Below are 16,436 nucleotides of genomic sequence, written 5' to 3' on the forward strand. Positions count from 1 at the left end.
AGGTCGCGCCGCTCCCCGCGGAGCAGACGGGCGCGTACCCCGCGGCGCCCGCGCCCTACCCCGCGACACCCGCGCCGCACCCCGCGACGCCGCCCGCACCACCGGTTCGGGCGCCGCGCCCCGTCCGGCCGCTCCCGCCGCCGCCCTACGAGCGCGGCAGCGGTGCGCCCCGCAAACAGGGCGGGAACCGATGGGTGCGCCCCTCGCAGGATCAGGTCGGTGACGGCCCGGCCCGCCGTCCGATGCGTCCGCCGACCGCCCCGCGGTGGGGCCAGTCCACCGAGCGCCCGCCCTCCGACGAGCCGCCAACCTCGCGTTAAGCGACCCGCAACCTGCAGCGCGGTAGATTCATCACCCTGTAGACGTGCGTGAGTGGAGGTGTTCGTGGTCGCCCAACCTGGTGAATCGATCGCGGGGTACGTGGTCGAATCGGTGCTCGGCACCGGCGGCATGGGCACGGTCTACCGGGTCCGGCACCGCACGCTGCCCCGGTCCGTCGCGCTGAAGGTCCTGCAGAGCCAGCTGTCGGCGGATCCGTCGGTGCGGGCGCGGTTCGATCGCGAGGCCGACCTCATCGCCGGGCTCAAGCACCCGCACATCGTGGACGTGTACGACCGCGGGGAGTCCGACGGGCACCTGTGGATCGCGATGGAACTGGTCGAGGGCGGCAACCTCGCCGAGACCGTTCAGCGCGAGGGACCCTTCAGCCTGGACCGCGCCGTCGCCGCGATCGAGCAGGTCGCCGACGCGCTGGACTACGCGCACCAGCACGGGATCCTGCACCGCGATGTCAAGCCCGCCAACTTCCTCGTGGACCGGGGCCGGCGCGGCGAGCAGGTCAAGCTCGCCGACTTCGGCATCGGCGCGGCCCAGACCGAGGTCGGGCAGCACACGCAGGCCGGAACCGTGGTCGGCACGCTGGCCTACACCGCCCCCGAGGCGCTGCTCGGCAACCCCATCGACCACCGCGCCGACATCTACTCGCTCGCGTGTGCGGCCGTCGTCCTGCTGACCGGCGCCCCGCCGTTCACCACCACCGTCTCCGGGCAACTCATGCTGGCGCACATCAGTCAGAACCCGCCGAGCATCCGGCTCAAGCGGCCCGACCTCTCGCCCGAGATCGACCACGTACTGGGCCGGGCGATGGCGAAGAACCCGGCGGACCGGTACTCCACCGCCGGCGAGTTCGCGGATGCGCTGGCCGCCGCCGCGCGGCGCATGTCCGGCGCCTCGGGCATGGCCCCGCCGACCGCGCCGGTGGGCACGAACTGGCAGGGCACGCCGTCGAATCCGGCGCTGGCGACCGGCTTCAACCAGGCCGGCGCGGCACCCGGCACGCTGCCCGGGTTCGCGGGGCCTCCCGGCTACGGGCCCGGCGGGCCCCCGCCGGGCGTCGTGGGCGGGCCGAGTAGTCCGTCGATGCCGGGGATGCCCGGCGCGCCGAAGCCGAAGAGTCGTAGGCCGCTGCTGATCGGCGGCGCGGCCGCCCTCGTCGTGCTCCTCGTCGCAGTGCTGGCGTACGTGTTCGTCGGCGGCGACGAAGACTCCGGGCCGGCGCTCGACTCGTGGAGTGCGCGCACCGTCACCGATGTCAACGGCGAGACCAAGCTCGACGACCGGCCGCAGCGCATCGTCGCCCTCGGTGCGGGCGATGCGGAACTGGTGTCGGCGTTGGGCTTCGATGTCGTCGCGGGTGCGAACGGCCCGAAGTCGGAGCTGCCCTCCTGGGTGCCCGCGCTGGCGAAGGTGCCGACGGCCGGGACCTCGTCCAATCCCGACAAGTCGGTGATCGAGAAGGCCAAGCCGGACCTCATCATCGACACGGATCCCGCGGCCGCGGCGACGGTCAAGGATCTCAAGTCGCTCGCCGGGGGCCGCGCGATCGCCGTGCCCGAGCAGGGCCGCGGGGGCTGGACCTGGCAGGAGCAGCTCGCGTTCATCGCCGAGGCGCTGGGGGCCAAGGGGCGCGCCGACGCGGTGAAGAAGACCTACGAGTCGAAGATCACCGAGCTGCGTTCCGCGCACCCGGATTTCAACGGCAAGAAGCTGGACGTGGTGCAGTACGACGGCGCCTCCGCGCGGATCGCGACCAGCTCGAGCAATCCCTTCCAGCTGCTCGGGCTGCTCGGCTTCTCGATGCAGACGCCGGTCTCGGGATCCGGGTCCGCCTGGATCACGCTGGGCTCGTCCGACTACTACAAGGCGGTCAACTCCACCGACGTCGATCGCACGATCGTGGCCCGCACCGATCCCGCCGCGGGCAACGGCGGATTCGACGGCGTCCCCTCCTCCCTGATCTACGGCGTGCCGATCATCATCGTGGACAAGACGAACGGCGTCGACGCATTGCTCTACGGCGGACCGCTCGCGATCGATACGGTGGGGTCGACGGTACTTCCGGCGATTTCGAAGGGGATCAAGTAGATGGCCGAGCAGACGCTCACCGAGGACGACCTCACCCGCTACGCCGCGGCGCTCGCCGAGGGGCGCAAGCCCCTCGTGTACCTGATCGAGGCCGTTCCCGGTCTCGGTCTCGCCGCCGGGGCGTCGGCCCGGGTCCTCGAGGTCGACGGTGCCACCGTGACGGTGAAGCCGACCGGCGTGGACGACCAGTTGCCGTACGAGGCACGGGAACTGCGCGCGACGAAGCAGCCGAAGCCGGTCCGGCGAGCGCCGAAGACGACGGCTGCTCCCGCGCCCAAGGCGGCGCGGTCGGTGACGATCACGCTGCACGTCGGCGCGGACAACACCGCCTCGCTCAAGGTGACGCGGAACGCGCAGAAGCCGGCCGGCGCATCGGAGGTCGCGCTGCCCGCCGTGCACAAGGCGCTCGCGGGCCTCGGTGACAAGCAGGCGCGGGCGGCCGTCGACGAGGTGCTGTCGGCGGCGCGTGACGCCGCGGCGGACAAGGTCGCGGCGCTGCAGGCCGAGCTGGCGGCCGCCAAGAAGTCGCTGGCCACGCTCGATCGGGCCAAGCGCGCGAATGCGACCCCGGGCCGCGCTCGTTAGGGTGGGGCATGGCCCTCGACTTCCCGCATCTCGATCTGTCCGCCGATGAGGTACTGACCACCACGAGGTCCGTGCGCAAGCGCCTCGACCTGGAGCGGGAGGTCCCGCTCGGCGTGATCACCGACGCGCTCGAGGTGGCATTGCAGGCCCCGTCGGGCAGTAACGCGCAGGGGTGGCACTGGATCGTGCTGACGGACCCCGAGCCGAAGAGGATCGTCGCGCAGTACTACCGCACGTCCTACTCCGCGTACGCCGAGGCCGGTGCCGCCGCGCGGGCCGCGAAGCCGCCGAAGGACCTCGAGACCGCCGAGAAGGTCGCCTCGTCGGCCACCTACCTGGCGGAGATCATGGAGCGGGTGCCCGCGCTGGTGATCGGCGCGATCCATGTGCCCGGCGGAGAACTGCCGTCGGGCAACCAGGCGGGGCTGTGGGGCTCGCTGCTCCCCGCCGCGTGGAGTCTGGCACTCGCCCTCCGCGAGCGCGGTCTCGGATCCGCCTGGACCTCATTGCATCTCGAGTACGAGCGCGAGGTCGCCGAGGCGCTGGGCATCCCGGCGAGCGTCCGGCAGGGCGTGCTCATGCCCGTCGCCTACACGAAGGGCACCGAGTTCAAGCCCGCCAAGCGCGCCCCGCTGGAGACGGTGCTGCACGTCAACCGGTGGTGATTCGGCGGGCATCGGACCGATCTTCGGTGGAAGTCTGCGACGGCCGATCGGCGTGTCGTCGCCGACACGCACCGAAGATCGGCGGGGAGTCAGATACCGAGGGCCGCGTCGACGAGGAAGACGAGCTCGTCGTAGAACCGCGGCCGCCGGCGCAGGCGGCGCGTGCGGGCGAAGTCGTTGGCGATCGTCAACGCGGCGCCCACGGCGATCCGGGCCCCCGCGGGGTCGAGCGCCCCGTCGCCCCCGGCGGCCGCGCCGGACCCGGCACCGTCGGATGCGGCCGAGAGGAGCGCCACCCACCGCGCCACGTACGCCTTCTGCGAGACGAGCAGCACCTCGCCGCCCGACTCGATGACCACCTCGCGCCCGACGGTGAACGCGACGGCGAGATCGGTGGACGTGACGAGGTTCGCGGCGTAGGACCGGACCAGTGCGCGCAACTCGAGGGCGGGGTCACCGTCGGACGCCGCGGCGGCGCCGACGACGCCGATCTCGAGTGCCGCCCGCGCGCGGGCGACGATGCCCACCAGGATGGACCCCTTGGACGGGAAGTGCCCGTACACGCTGGGGCCCGAGATGCCCACGGCCGCACCGATGTCGTCCATGCTCACGGTGCTGTAGCCGCGGGAGAAGAAGAGCTCGGACGCCGCGTCGAGGATCTCGTCGCTGCGCAGCACGGGGGCACGACGCGCGGGCGGGGCGGGCAGGACCGGGGCCTTCGACGGTGCCGCGCGCAGCACCCGCTGGGCGATCGTCTCGAGGTCGCCGCGGTAGCGGCGGATGCCGATGCGGCCGCGGCTCGGGGGCACGGATCCGCCGACGGCGAGCACGGCCCAGGAGAGGACCCGGGCGTCGTCGTCGGTGATCTCGGGATGGTCGCGGCGCAGGGCCTCGGTCCAGGAGCCCAGGACGGACTCGCTCGCGGCGATCATCTCGTGCGCCTGCTCCGCGGTGAGGTGGCGCCGGTTCCACCGCCACAGCGCGAGGGGCCCGGGGGTCGAGACGGCCATGGCGAAGACCGCCGCGGCCAGGTCGTCGAAGCTCGCCCCGCGCCGGGCCAGGACCCGCTCGGTGATGGTGGCCATCTCGTCCACGGCTGAGCGCATCGCGGCCGCGAGGATCGACTCCTTGTCCGGGAAGTGCCGGTAGAAGCTGGGGCCGCTGATCCCCGCGGCGCGCGCGATATCGGACACCGAGACGTTCCCGTACCCGCGGTCCAGGAACAGGCCGGTGGCGACGTCGACCAATTGGCGACGCCGCTCGGCGGGGCGCAGGCGCGTTCCGGGGCCGGATCCGCGCGGTGAAGGTACAGCCATGATTAACGTCACGATAGCCCATAGATCTTGTTCTAGGTCCAGATCTACCTGCGATTCTTTCCAAATAAGCTACAGACGGTTAGCCTGTAGGAGTGACGGGTCCAGCGGCATCCGCGGGCCCGGGAACACCTTCTTCGAAAGGACGGGAAGACCAAGTGTCTGACGCATTCATCTACGAGGCGATCCGCACGCCCCGTGGCAAGCTCAAGAACGGCTCGCTGACCGCGATCAAGCCCACCGACCTCGTGGTCGGCCTGATCGACGAGATCAAGGACCGCAACCCGAACCTCGATCCCGCATCGATCGACGACATCGTGCTCGGCTGCGTCTCGCCCGTCGGCGAGCAGGGCGCCGACATCGCCCGCACCGCCTCCATCGTGGCCGGTCTCCCGGACACCGTCGCGGGCGTGCAGATCAACCGCTTCTGCGCCTCGGGCCTCGAGGCCACCAACATCGCCGGCCAGAAGGTCGGCTCCGGCCTCGGTGACGACCTGGTGCTCGCCGGTGGTGTCGAGTCGATGTCCCGCGTCCCGATGGGCTCCGACTTCGGTGCGCTGTTCTACGACGCGCAGTACAGCTACGACAACTACATCGCCCCGCAGGGCATCGGTGCCGACCTGATCGCCACCATCGAGGGCTTCTCGCGCGACGATGTCGACGAGTACTCGGCGCAGTCGCAGGACCTCGCCGCCAAGGCCTGGGACGAGGGTCGCTTCGCCAAGTCCGTCGTGCCCGTCAAGGACCAGAACGGCCTCGTCGTGCTCGACAACGACGAGCACCGTCGGCCCGGCACCACCGCCGCCGACCTCGGCAAGCTGCGCCCCGCCTTCACCGTCGTCGGTGAGATGGGCGGCTTCGACGCCGTGGCGCTGCAGCGCTACACCACGGTCGAGAAGATCAACCACGTCCACACGGGCGGCAACAGCTCGGGCATCGTCGACGGTGCCGCGCTGGTCCTGGTGGGCAACGAGGCGGGCGGCAAGAAGGCGGGCCTGACCCCGCGCGGCCGCATCGTCGCGACCGCGTCGACCGGCGCCGACCCCACGATCATGCTGACCGGCCCCACGCCGGCCACCGAGAAGGTCCTGGCCAAGGCCGGCCTGACTAAGGACGACATCGACGTGTGGGAGCTGAACGAGGCCTTCGCCTCGGTCGTCCTCAAGTGGATGAAGGACTTCAAGCTCGATCGCGAGCAGGTCAACGTCAACGGCGGCGCCATCGCGCTGGGCCACCCCCTGGGCGCCACCGGCGCCATGCTGGTGGGCACCGTGCTCGACGAGCTGGAGCGCTCGGGCGGCCGCTACGGCCTCATCACGCTGTGCATCGCCGGCGGCATGGGCTCGGCCACCATCATCGAGCGCGTCTGATCGCCCGCCGGAACTACAGGAGACTTACAACACATGTCTGAGAACATGATCCGCTGGGACAAGGATGCCGACGGCATCGTCGTGCTGACGATGGACGATCCCACCAGCTCCGCGAACACCATGAACGAGCTGTACGGCACGTCCATGCGCGCCACCGTCGACCGCCTCGAGGCCGAGGCCGAGTCGATCACCGGCGTCGTCATCACCTCCGCGAAGAAGACCTTCTTCGCCGGCGGCAACCTGACCGAGATCCGCAAGGCCACGAAGGCCGACGCGCAGAAGGTCTTCGACGAGGTGCAGGAGATCAAGAAGGACCTCCGCCGCCTGGAGAAGCTGCCCAAGCCCGTCGTCGCCGCGATCAACGGCGCCGCCCTCGGCGGCGGCCTCGAGATCGCCCTCGCCGCCAACCACCGCATCGCGGCGGACGTGCGCGGCAGCAAGATCGGCCTCCCCGAGGTCAGCCTCGGTCTGCTCCCCGGCGGCGGCGGCGTCACCCGCACCGTCCGGATGCTCGGCCTGCAGGGCGCGCTGATGGGCGTGCTGCTCCAGGGCCAGCAGATGGCCCCGGCCAAGGCGCAGGCCACGGGCCTGGTCAATGACCTGGTCGGCACCGTCGACGAGTTGGTCCCGGCCGCGAAGGCGTGGATCAAGGCCAACCCCGAGTCCTCGGTGCAGCCGTGGGACGTCAAGGGGCACCGCATCCCCGGCGGCTCGCCGATCGACAAGACCCTGGCCCCGAACGCCCCCGCGTTCCCGGCCAACCTGCGCAAGCAGCTCAAGGGCGCTCCGATGCCGGCGCCGGAGGCCATCATGGCCGCCGCGTTCGAGGGGACCTACGTCGACTTCGACACCGCCCTCGAGATCGAGTCGCGCTACTTCACCAAGCTGGCCACCGGCCAGGTCAGCAAGAACATGATCAAGGCGTTCTTCTTCGACCTGCAGCACATCAACGGCGGCGGCTCGCGGCCCGACGGCTTCGACAAGTACACCGCCAAGAAGGTCGGCGTCATCGGCGCCGGCATGATGGGCGCGGCCATCGCGTACGTCTCGGCCAAGGCCGGCATCGAGGTCGTCCTCAAGGACATCGACATCGAGGCCGCCAAGCGCGGCAAGGCCTACTCCGAGCAGCTCGAGGCGAAGGCGCTGGCCAAGGGCCGCACCACGCAGGAGAAGTCCGACGCGCTGCTGGCCCGCATCACGCCCACCGTCGACCCGCAGGACTTCGCGGGTGTCGATCTCGTGATCGAGGCCGCGTTCGAGTCCGTCGAGGTCAAGAACAAGGTCTTCCAGGAGATCGAGGACATCGTCGAGCCCGACGCCATCCTCGGCTCCAACACCTCGACGCTGCCGATCACCATCCTCGCCGAGGGCGTCAAGCGCTCCGAGGACTTCATCGGCATCCACTTCTTCAGCCCCGTCGACAAGATGCCGCTGGTGGAGATCATCAAGGGCGAGAAGACCTCCGACGCCGTGCTGGCCAAGGTCATCGACTACACCCTGCAGATCAAGAAGACCCCGATCGTGGTCCACGACAGTCGCGGCTTCTTCACCTCGCGCGTCATCGGCACGTTCATCAACGAGGCCCTCGCGGCCATCGGTGAGGGCGTGGACCCGGTGTACCTGGAGCAGGCGGGCGCGCAGGCCGGCTACCCGGCGCCGCCGCTGCAGCTGACGGACGAGCTCACGCTCACCCTGATGCAGAAGATCCGACTCGCCACCGAGACGGCCCTCAAGGCCGAGGGCAAGGACGTGCCGCAGCACGGCGCGTTCGCCGTCGTGGACTGGATGGTCGAGAACGGCCGCACCTCCAAGAAGGACGGCGCGGGCTTCTACGACTACGCGGAGGGCAAGCGGACCGGCCTGTGGCAGGGCTTCCAGGAGCACTTCAAGTCGGGCTCCGTGAAGCCGGACTTCGCCGAGCTCCAGGAGCGCATGCTCTTCATCGAGTCCGTCGAGACCGTGCGGTGCTTCGACGAGGGCGTGCTCACGTCCGTCGCCGACGCCAACATCGGCTCGATCTTCGGCATCGGCTTCCCCGCCTGGACCGGCGGCGTGCTGCAGTACATCAACGGCTACGAGGGCCGCCCCGGCACGCCCGCCGCGGGCCTCACCGGCCCGAAGGCCTTCGTCGAGCAGGCGAAGTTCCTGGCCGGCAAGTACGGCGAGCAGTTCACGCCGCCCGCCTCGCTGGTCGCCAAGGCCGAGGCCGGCGAGACCTACGAGTAGGAACCCGCCTCAGCTGTAGCAGAGTCAGGTAGCAGGGCCCGGCACCGTCGTATTCGACGATGCCGGGCCCTGGTCGTTGTTCCTCCGCGGGCAGACGGAGTGTGTCGATCTGCGAGGTGATGCGTCGTGCGCATTGCCACGTGTGGGCGTGGTCCGTCATCTGGACGGATGATCGACGGGGACGGGGGCTTTGGAATCCGCGGCGCGCTCTCGCGCAGCCCCGTCGGGACTACTCCGGACCGGCCTCGATGACCTGCTCCGCGACCTCGGCGAGCCGGACATTGCTGTCCTGCGAGAGGCGGGCGAGGAGACGGAAGGCGGCGTCGGAGTCGAGCTTGTAGCGCTCCATGATCATGCCCTTGGCCTGGCCGATCACGTCGCGGGTGGTGAGGGCGGCGCGGATCTGCTCCTTCTCGCGCACGGCGGAGAAGGCGACCGCCGCGTGCACCGCGAACAGCGACCCGATCGAGACGGACTCGGCGTCGAAGGAATGGGGCTCGCGCGCCAACAGATCGAGCGTGCCGTAGGCGTCGTTCTGGACGTACAGGCAGAACGAGAGGATCGACCCCACGCCCGCGGACTGCGCCGCGCGGGCGAACCGGGGCCAGCGATCCTCGGTGGCGGTGTCCTCGATGAGGATCGTCGTCGATTCGAAGGTGGCCCCCACGCTGGGCCCCTCCTGCAGGTCGCGCTGGACATCGGCGACCCGCTGCGCCTCGTCGCCGATCACCACCGGGTGGGTGATCTCGCCCTTGGGGTCGACGAGGGTCACGCTCGCGAAATCCGCTCCCGGGACCTGCTCGACGGCGAACTGGGTGGCCGCGGTGAGGAGGGACTCCGAATCGCCGGACTGCTCGCGCAGCAGCCGCGCGATCTCGCCCATCCGCTCGCTGAGGCTCAGTCGCTCGAGGACCACCTCCTCGGCGGGCGGCGTCTCGTGCACGATGCCGAGGATCGAGGGGAGCTGTTCAGTGGTCTGTTTGCGTGAAGGCACGGCCACCCGTTCTCCGTGCCGGTGGGGCACAGGGGTTACAACGTGGGTATCCGCCGGTTGCTGGACGGGACGATGGTAGGGCTGTTACTGATCGATGGTCACCATATCGAGACCCGGCGCTCGGGGTCCAGAAACAGGCGATCCCCGGCAGTGACGCCGAAGGCCGTGTAGAACTCGTCGATGTTGGACACGATGGCATTGCAACGGAATTCGGCCGGCGAGTGCGGGTCGATGGCCAGCCGCCGGACCGCCTCCTCGGGCCGTGACTTGCCCCGCCAGATCTCGCCCCAGCTGTAGAAGACGCGCTGCAGGCCGTTCAGTCCGTCGACCTCCGTACCGGCGTCGTCGACGGTGCCGCCGGCCCGTTCCCGAGCGATCCCGTACGCGACGAGCGCGATGCTCAGGCCGCCGAGGTCGCCGATGTTCTCGCCGACCGTGAAGCCGCCGTTGACGTGGTGCTCGGACCCGCCCGGCTCGCCGGCCAGTTCCCTCGGCACCAGCGCGTCGTACTGCTCGATCAGAGCCCGCGTGCGCTTGCCGAACTCCTCCCGGTCGGAGTCGGTCCACCAGTCCTCGAGGTTGCCGTCCCCGTCGTACTTGGCGCCCTGATCGTCGAAGCCGTGGCCGATCTCGTGCCCGATCACGGCGCCGATGCCGCCGTAGTTGACGGCGTCGTCGGCGTCCGGAGCGAAGAACGGAGGCTGCAGGATCGCGGCGGGGAAGACGATCTCGTTCATGCCGGGGTTGTAGTACGCGTTCACGGTCTGCGGGGTCATGAACCACTCGCTCCGGTCGACCGGGGCGCCGATCTTCGCGAACTCGCGGTCGTGCTCGAAGGCCTCGCCGCGGCGCAGGTTGCCGATCAGGTCGTCGCGACGGATCTCCAGTGCCGCGTAGTCGCGCGCCGTGTCCGGGTAGCCGATCTTCGGGGTGAACCTGTCCAGCTTGTCCAGGGCCCGCTCGCGGGTGGCGGGGGTCATCCACGGCAGCTCGGAGATCCGGCGACGGTAGGCCTCGACCAGGTCCGCCACGAGGGCCTGCATGCGCTCCTTCGAGTCGGCGGGGAAGTGCTGCGCGGTGTACAGCTCGCCGACCGCGAAGCCCAGGTACTGCTCGACGAGCGTGACGCCGCGCTTCCACCGCTCGCGGATCTCCGGCGTGCCGGTGAGCACCGTGCCGTAGAAGGCGAAGTGCTCGTCGACCAGGTCGTCCGTGAGGAAGGGGCTGCGCGCGTGCAGCAGGCTCCACGCGAGCCAGACGTGCCACTGCTCGACCGGCCGGTCGGTGAGCAGGTCCGCCACGTGGGCGGCGTACGAGGGCTGCCGCACGTTCACCTCCGCGAACACCGGGGAATCGGCGGAGCCGGCGACCGCCGCGGCCCACTCCGTGACGCGCAGGCCGGGCGCCGCCGTGTCGAGTTCGGCGAGGGTCCGCAGGTTGTAGCCCTTATCGGCGTCGCGACGGTCCACCACGTTCCAGTGCCCGGCGGCGATCGCCGTCTCCAGGTCGAGGACCTGCGCGGCGGCCGCGTCCTCCTGACCCGGGGCGACGATGCCCTCCAGCGCGCCGGCGGCCAGCCGGAAGGTCGCCGCGACGTGGGCGACGAACTTCTCCCGCACGGGCGCGTACTGCTCCTCCCGGTAGTAGGCCTCGTCGGGCAGCGAGGTGCCGGATTGCACCAGGTTCACCAGGTAGCGGTCGGAGCGCTTGGCGTCGGTGTCCACGTAGTAGCCGAGCACCCCGCGCAGGCCCGTGCGCTGCAGGCGCCCGAGCGTCGTGACCAGGTCCGACGGTGACTGCACCCACCGGATCTCGGTCAGCTCGTCGGTCAGCGGCGTCAGCCCGGCCGCGGCGATGGCGGCGGTGTCCATGAAGCTCGAGTAGAGGTCGCCGATCTTGCGGGCGTCGGACCCGGCGTCGGCCGGGTGGGCGGCGCACTCCTCGACGATGTCGCGCACGTGCTGCTCCGCGGCGTCGCGGAGGGCGTAGAAGGCACCGTCGGTCGAGCGGTCCGCGGGGATCTCGTGGCTGTCCAGCCACTTGCCGTTGACGTGGCCGAACAGATCGTCCTGCACGCGGACGGCGGGGTCGACGTGGCTGAGGTCCAGAGCGGGTGTAGAGGTCACCTTGCCATCCTGCCAGTTGTCCCTTAGGAATCTCACATGGTGAGAGAACTGACTCGTCAGTATTCCTTGTGGCGCCGCACACGGATACCGTGCCATGTGATGCATACCGCAAACGGGGTTGGCCTGTGCGGTGCTGTCCGATTTCAAGGAGATTCTCGTATGAGGTTGACGCGTCCGCGCCTGCGACTGGTGCTCGCCGCCCTCCTCACCGCGTTCGTCCTCGTGGCGACCGTGGTGACCGTCCCGGGGCTGAACGCGAAGGCGAGCGCGGACCCGTGGAAGCCCGGCCCCGGCGTCGCCGGGATGATCAACCCCGAGTGGATCGCCGACCACGACGGCCCCACCAAGTACCCGAAGATGGCCATCGAGTGGGACGTCCCGATCACGATGTCCGACGGCACCGTGCTCAAGGCGAATGTCTTCCGCCCGGCGGACGCCTCGGGTCGCGCGATCGACACGAAGACCCCGACGGTCGTCAACCTGACCCCGTACACCAAGTTCGTCAGCGCGATCGCGACGCTGGCCATGAACGTCCCCGTGCTCTCGCCCGCGCTGATCCAGCTGCTGAACCTGTTCAACTTCGCCGGCACCCCGATCGCCGGCGTCAACGACCTGCGCGACGTGCTCAACGGCGGCATGGTCAGCTCCTTCACGGGCCTCGACCCCAAGCTCGTGCAGAACGGCTACACCCAGGTGGTCGTCGACGTGCGCGGCACCGGCAACTCGCAGGGCGTGTGGCAGGTGTTCGCCGATCGCGAGCAGCAGGACACCGTCGAGGTCCTCGACTGGGTCCGCAATCAGAAGTGGGCCAACGGCCGGATGGGCATGACCGGCGTGTCCTACTCGGGTATCAACCAGCTCCAGGTGGCCGCACGCAACCCCAAGGGCCTGCAGGCGCTCTTCCCGGTGGTCCCGGGCGCGGACCTGACCGCCGACATCATCGCGCCGGGCGGCGGCCTGGGCGTGGGCTTCCTCGGCCCCTGGCTCGGGCTGGTCAACGGGCTCAAGTTCATCCCCGACATCCGCTCGCTGCTCAACGGCACCTTCGACTGGAAGTGGCTGCAGCAGCGCATCGAGAACCCCGCGGTGTTCGTCCCGCAGCTGTTGTCCGGCGTCTTCTCGCCGACCGCTGAGGGCCTCGACCCGAAGACCAAGGAGCTCATCGACAAGGACTCGCCGCTGCGGCAGGCCTATCGGACGCCGCTGGACAAGATCACCACCCCCACGTTCGCGTTCGGCGGATGGCACGACCTGTTCACCAACACCGAATGGCGCCTGCCCTCCGAGCTCAGCAGCCTGCCGTTGTCGAAGAAGAAGGTGATCATCGGCGACGCCTACCACGTCACCGTCACCCACGACCTGGGCGGCGTGAACCAGCCGACCCGCGCCGACGTGCTGCAGAAGGCGTGGTTCGACAAGTGGCTCAAGGACGCCGACAACGGCATCGACAACTACGCGCCGGTCACCGTGCACCGCAAGGGCGGCGGCTGGTGGCAGGGCGACAGTTTCCCCGAGCCCAACCAGCAGTACCAGCGCATGTACCTCTCGAGCCTCACCTCCGGCACGGCCCCGGGCTCGCTGTCCGACAACAGCCTGCAGACCGCGAAGCCGAAGCTCTCGGCACGGCGCACCGTCGGCCCCGGCCTCAGCACGCTGTGCTCGAACGACACCGGGCAGGCGATGTTCGGACTGCTGGTCTTCCAGGGCTGCGCCGCCGACAACCGGGTCGCGGAGATGAACGGGCTGACCTTCACCAGTAAGCCCGTCGGGAAGTCGACCGTGATCTCCGGCCCGATCAACCTGCACCTGACCACCACGCAGGACAACCGGGACGCCTACTGGTCGGTCAACGTCACCGATGTCTCGCCCGACGGCCGGTCCGAGGTGATCAGCTCCGGTCAGCTCACCACCTCGCTGCGGCAGATCGACCAGTCGCGCAGCCTCAAGACCGCCGCGGGCGACTACACCGCGCCCTACTACGAGCTCGACATCAAGCAGCGGCAGCTGGTCAAGCCCGGGCAGGTCGTGGAGCTCGACATCGCCACGCACGCGGTCAGCGCGATCCTCAAGCCCGGCCACCGGCTGCGGGTGGACGTGTTCGCGCTCAACCTCATCAAGGCCATCACGCTGGGCCCGGTCTCCTCGGAGACCAAGTTCGCGCCGCAGCACGTGATCATCGACCCGAACCGGCCCAGCTACCTCGTGGTGCCCTCGGATCGCCCGCTGCCGTAGGCCTCGAGTCGGCCCCGGCGCTCACCCGCCGGGGCCGGATCAGCCTCAGCCGCCCAGGCGGGTGAGCATGCGCCAGAACAGGAGTTCGGCACCGTCGGGCCCGGCGGTCACGCGCCGTGCGCCCCCGACGGTGCGCAGCGAGTCACCGTCGGACAGGCCGACGGGGCCCTGCGAGGCCTCGGCGACCGCGGCACCGTCGGCCAGATAGAGGTGCCCGAACGGGGCGTCCGGCAGGTCGACGGTGCCGCCGGGCGCCAGGCGCGCCGCGAACAGCGTGGCGCCGCGGTTCCCGATCCGTACTGCCGCGTCCTGCCCGGGTTCGCCCGACGCGACCGGAACCAGCGCGCCGGCGGCCAGTTCGGCGGTCGTGTCGCACTGCTCGTACGACGGTGCGCCGCCCGGCTCGTCCGGCAGGACCCACATCTGGACGAACCGGACATCCGCCCCGCCCGAGGGAGTCGGGTCGGGACGGTCGTTGAGCTCGGAGTGCAGGACCCCGGTCCCGGCGCTCATCCGCTGGGCGAGCCCGGGGACGACCAGCCCGGCGTGTCCCTCACTGTCCTGGTGCACCAGCGATCCGGACAGCACCCACGTGACGATCTCGACGGCGCGGTGGGGGTGCGTGTCGAAGCCCGTGCCCGCCTCGACCTGCTCCGCGTTGCAGGCCAGCAGGATTCCGTGGTGGGTATTGTCGGGATCGTAGTGGTCTCCGAAGGAGAAGCAGTGACGCGACCGCACGCCCGGCATCGACGACGCGGCCCGGTCCGCGGAACGCACCACCAGATCCATATCCCAAGGATGCCATGTTCGAAACGGTAAGCTCCGCCGTCAGGGATGGCGTGGGGCCGTTCACCACGAGGGAGGCGACGTGAGACGGAGCGGTCGGGCACGCCACGGCGCCGCCGCGGTGGTCTCCGTCCTGCTCCTCGGCGTCGGCGGCGGGTTGTCCGCGTGCGGCGACAGCACCATGTCCGACGTGCAGAAGATGCTCGATACCTACACCTCGGCGATCGGGGAGGGCAAGGCCGTCGCCGCGGCGGCCGTCACCTCGTCGCCCGACGTGGCGGGTGGCGTCATAGGCAGCACCCTGCGCGACATGAACGCGCAGTCCGTGAAGGTCAGCACGACCAACGTGCAGCGCTACTCCGGCGGCAACGCGACCTTCGACGTCAAGACGCACTGGAACTTCGGTGACGGCCGGGACTGGGACTACACCACGAAGGGTAGCGCCTCGCAGTTGTCCATCGGCTGGCGGATCTCCTGGGACCCGGCCGTACTCGCGCCCGGGCTCACCCCGGACACCGCGATCCGGCAGATCCGCACCGACGCCAAGGCGCCGAAGGTGTTCGCCGCCGACAAGTCGGACCTGATGTTCGCCGGCACCGTCCATCGCCTCACCGTCGACCCGAACCGGACCAAGAACCTCACCGACAGCCTGACCCGGGTCGCGAAGATCGTCTCGCCCGTCGCGCCGCTGGTCACTCCCGAATCCCTCGCCGCGAAGGCCAAGGCGGCCCCGGGGAAGCCGGTCCCCGTTCTCGACCTGCGCGACGACGACTTCGGCGTGCTCGGAGACAAGCTCACCGCCGTGCCCGGCCTGCAGGACACGCCGGCCCAGGACCTGCTCATCTCGAACCGACAGTTGTTCTCGCCCCTGTTCGACGGGATCAAGGGCGCGTGGCAGGCGAACCGGGACGCGACCGCGGGCTGGGAGGTGCAGCTGCTCACGAAGGGCAAGCCGCCCACCAAGATCGTCGGCTACCAGGGGCCGCCCGGACCGGACCTGCGGGCCGCCATGGATCCCAAGACCCAGCTAGGTGCCGAGAACGCGGTCGTGCAGCTGGGCCAGCCCGCCGCGATGGTCGTGATCTCGGTCTCGACGGGGGCCGTGCTCGCCGCTGCGCAGAACACGCAGGCCAGCGCGGTCTCGCCCGACTGGGCCCTCACGGGGCTATCCACCACGGGGCCCGTTCTCGAGCCGCTGTACAGCGAGGTCAACGCCGCCGCGGGCAAGGACGCGGGCAAGCAGGGCGCGCTGCTCGCGCCGCTCGGCATGGGCACCGACTTCGCCATGACCGGCGTGAAGACGGTGACCGCGGAACTGCCGGGGGTCGGCGGGCGCGGACCTGCGGAGCTCGGCGCCGACACCGTCAAGGCCACCCCGTTCGGCATGGCGGTGTTCGCCGCGGCCATCGCCAAGGGGAAGACCACCGCGCCGTTCGTGGTGCAGGGCCAGACCGCGAAGCCCAGCGCCCCGCTCGGCGACGTCGACGGAAAGATCCTCCAGGCCGTGCGCGCCAAGATGGACGCCACCGTCTCGCCCTCCGGCGACGGCAGCGACCTCGTCGCGACGAAGGCGAAGGGCCTCGTCGGCACCAACGGGCCGGAGGGCCCCGGCTGGTTCATCGGCTACCGCGGCGATGAGGCCTTCGCGATCATGGTCACCGGCGAGCGGTCCGGCAGCGGATCGCTGCAGGTCGCCGGGGCGTACCTGAAGTAGC

The 16,436-nt window shown here is 70.2% G+C and carries 11 protein-coding genes and 1 pseudogene; 8 read left to right on the plus strand and 4 right to left on the minus strand.

All coding sequences use genetic code 11. The annotated features are described in order from the left end of the window. The 4 genes and pseudogenes from HF999_RS22220 to HF999_RS11785 all read left to right on the plus strand — a co-directional run. Window positions 1–320: pseudogene (locus HF999_RS22220) on the plus strand (hypothetical protein); the annotation flags it as partial. A 64-nt stretch (window positions 321–384) separates the two neighbouring features. Beyond that, window positions 385–2,424: a serine/threonine-protein kinase gene (locus HF999_RS22995; protein ID WP_168546060.1), complete on the plus strand. Its 2,040-nt coding sequence runs from the start codon at window positions 385–387 to the stop codon at window positions 2,422–2,424. Further along, window positions 2,425–3,009: a DUF6319 family protein gene (locus tag HF999_RS11780; RefSeq protein ID WP_168546061.1), complete on the plus strand. Its 585-nt coding sequence runs from the start codon at window positions 2,425–2,427 to the stop codon at window positions 3,007–3,009. Window positions 3,010–3,017: 8 nt separating this feature from the next. Then, on the plus strand, window positions 3,018–3,674 hold the full coding sequence (locus tag HF999_RS11785) for a nitroreductase family protein (protein ID WP_168546062.1): 657 nt from the start codon (window positions 3,018–3,020) through the stop codon (window positions 3,672–3,674). Between the two features lie 89 nt (window positions 3,675–3,763). On the opposite strand, the gene HF999_RS11790 is transcribed toward HF999_RS11785, so the two are convergent. After that, window positions 3,764–4,990, minus strand: a complete 1,227-nt coding sequence (locus HF999_RS11790) for a TetR/AcrR family transcriptional regulator (protein WP_168546063.1) — start codon at window positions 4,988–4,990, stop codon at window positions 3,764–3,766. Window positions 4,991–5,145: 155 nt separating this feature from the next. Here HF999_RS11790 and HF999_RS11795 point away from each other — a divergent pair, with 155 nt between their 5' ends. Together HF999_RS11795 and HF999_RS11800 are read left to right on the plus strand one after the other, a co-directional pair. Continuing rightward, window positions 5,146–6,357, plus strand: coding sequence for an acetyl-CoA C-acetyltransferase (locus HF999_RS11795; RefSeq protein WP_168546064.1), 1,212 nt, complete (start codon window positions 5,146–5,148; stop codon window positions 6,355–6,357). Window positions 6,358–6,390: 33 nt separating this feature from the next. After that, a complete protein-coding gene (locus HF999_RS11800; RefSeq protein WP_168546065.1) occupies window positions 6,391–8,583 on the plus strand; it encodes a 3-hydroxyacyl-CoA dehydrogenase NAD-binding domain-containing protein in 2,193 nt (730 codons plus the stop codon). Window positions 8,584–8,812: 229 nt separating this feature from the next. Here HF999_RS11800 and HF999_RS11805 read toward each other — a convergent pair whose 3' ends face one another. Beyond that, on the minus strand, window positions 8,813–9,577 hold the full coding sequence (locus HF999_RS11805; protein ID WP_312854112.1) for a GAF and ANTAR domain-containing protein: 765 nt from the start codon (window positions 9,575–9,577) through the stop codon (window positions 8,813–8,815). 98 nt (window positions 9,578–9,675) lie between these two features. Continuing rightward, complete coding sequence (locus HF999_RS11810; protein ID WP_312854113.1) at window positions 9,676–11,703, minus strand: M13 family metallopeptidase; 2,028 nt, start codon at window positions 11,701–11,703, stop codon at window positions 9,676–9,678. Between the two features lie 159 nt (window positions 11,704–11,862). On the opposite strand from HF999_RS11810, the gene HF999_RS11815 reads away from it, so the two are divergent. Further along, entirely contained in the window at window positions 11,863–13,935 is a 2,073-nt protein-coding gene (locus tag HF999_RS11815; protein ID WP_168546067.1) for a CocE/NonD family hydrolase, read from the plus strand. A 45-nt stretch (window positions 13,936–13,980) separates the two neighbouring features. On the opposite strand, the gene HF999_RS11820 is transcribed toward HF999_RS11815, so the two are convergent. Further along, window positions 13,981–14,724, minus strand: a complete 744-nt coding sequence (locus tag HF999_RS11820; RefSeq protein ID WP_168546068.1) for a pirin family protein — start codon at window positions 14,722–14,724, stop codon at window positions 13,981–13,983. 79 nt (window positions 14,725–14,803) lie between these two features. On the opposite strand from HF999_RS11820, the gene HF999_RS11825 reads away from it, so the two are divergent. Beyond that, on the plus strand, window positions 14,804–16,435 hold the full coding sequence (locus HF999_RS11825; protein ID WP_168546069.1) for an NTF2-like N-terminal transpeptidase domain-containing protein: 1,632 nt from the start codon (window positions 14,804–14,806) through the stop codon (window positions 16,433–16,435). Window position 16,436 lies beyond the last annotated feature (1 nt).

This window comes from Tsukamurella spumae (assembly GCF_012396015.1).
Lineage (GTDB): Bacteria > Actinomycetota > Actinomycetes > Mycobacteriales > Mycobacteriaceae > Tsukamurella > Tsukamurella spumae.

Coding starts and splice junctions, on each gene's coding strand:
- HF999_RS11815 (WP_168546067.1), top strand. CDS start 11,863: ATGAGGTTGACGCGTCCGCGCCTGCGACTGGTGCTCGCCGCCCTCCTC.
- HF999_RS11800 (WP_168546065.1), top strand. CDS start 6,391: ATGTCTGAGAACATGATCCGCTGGGACAAGGATGCCGACGGCATCGTC.
- HF999_RS11780 (WP_168546061.1), top strand. CDS start 2,425: ATGGCCGAGCAGACGCTCACCGAGGACGACCTCACCCGCTACGCCGCG.
- HF999_RS11785 (WP_168546062.1), top strand. CDS start 3,018: ATGGCCCTCGACTTCCCGCATCTCGATCTGTCCGCCGATGAGGTACTG.
- HF999_RS11790 (WP_168546063.1), bottom strand. CDS start 4,990: ATGGCTGTACCTTCACCGCGCGGATCCGGCCCCGGAACGCGCCTGCGC.
- HF999_RS11820 (WP_168546068.1), bottom strand. CDS start 14,724: ATGGATCTGGTGGTGCGTTCCGCGGACCGGGCCGCGTCGTCGATGCCG.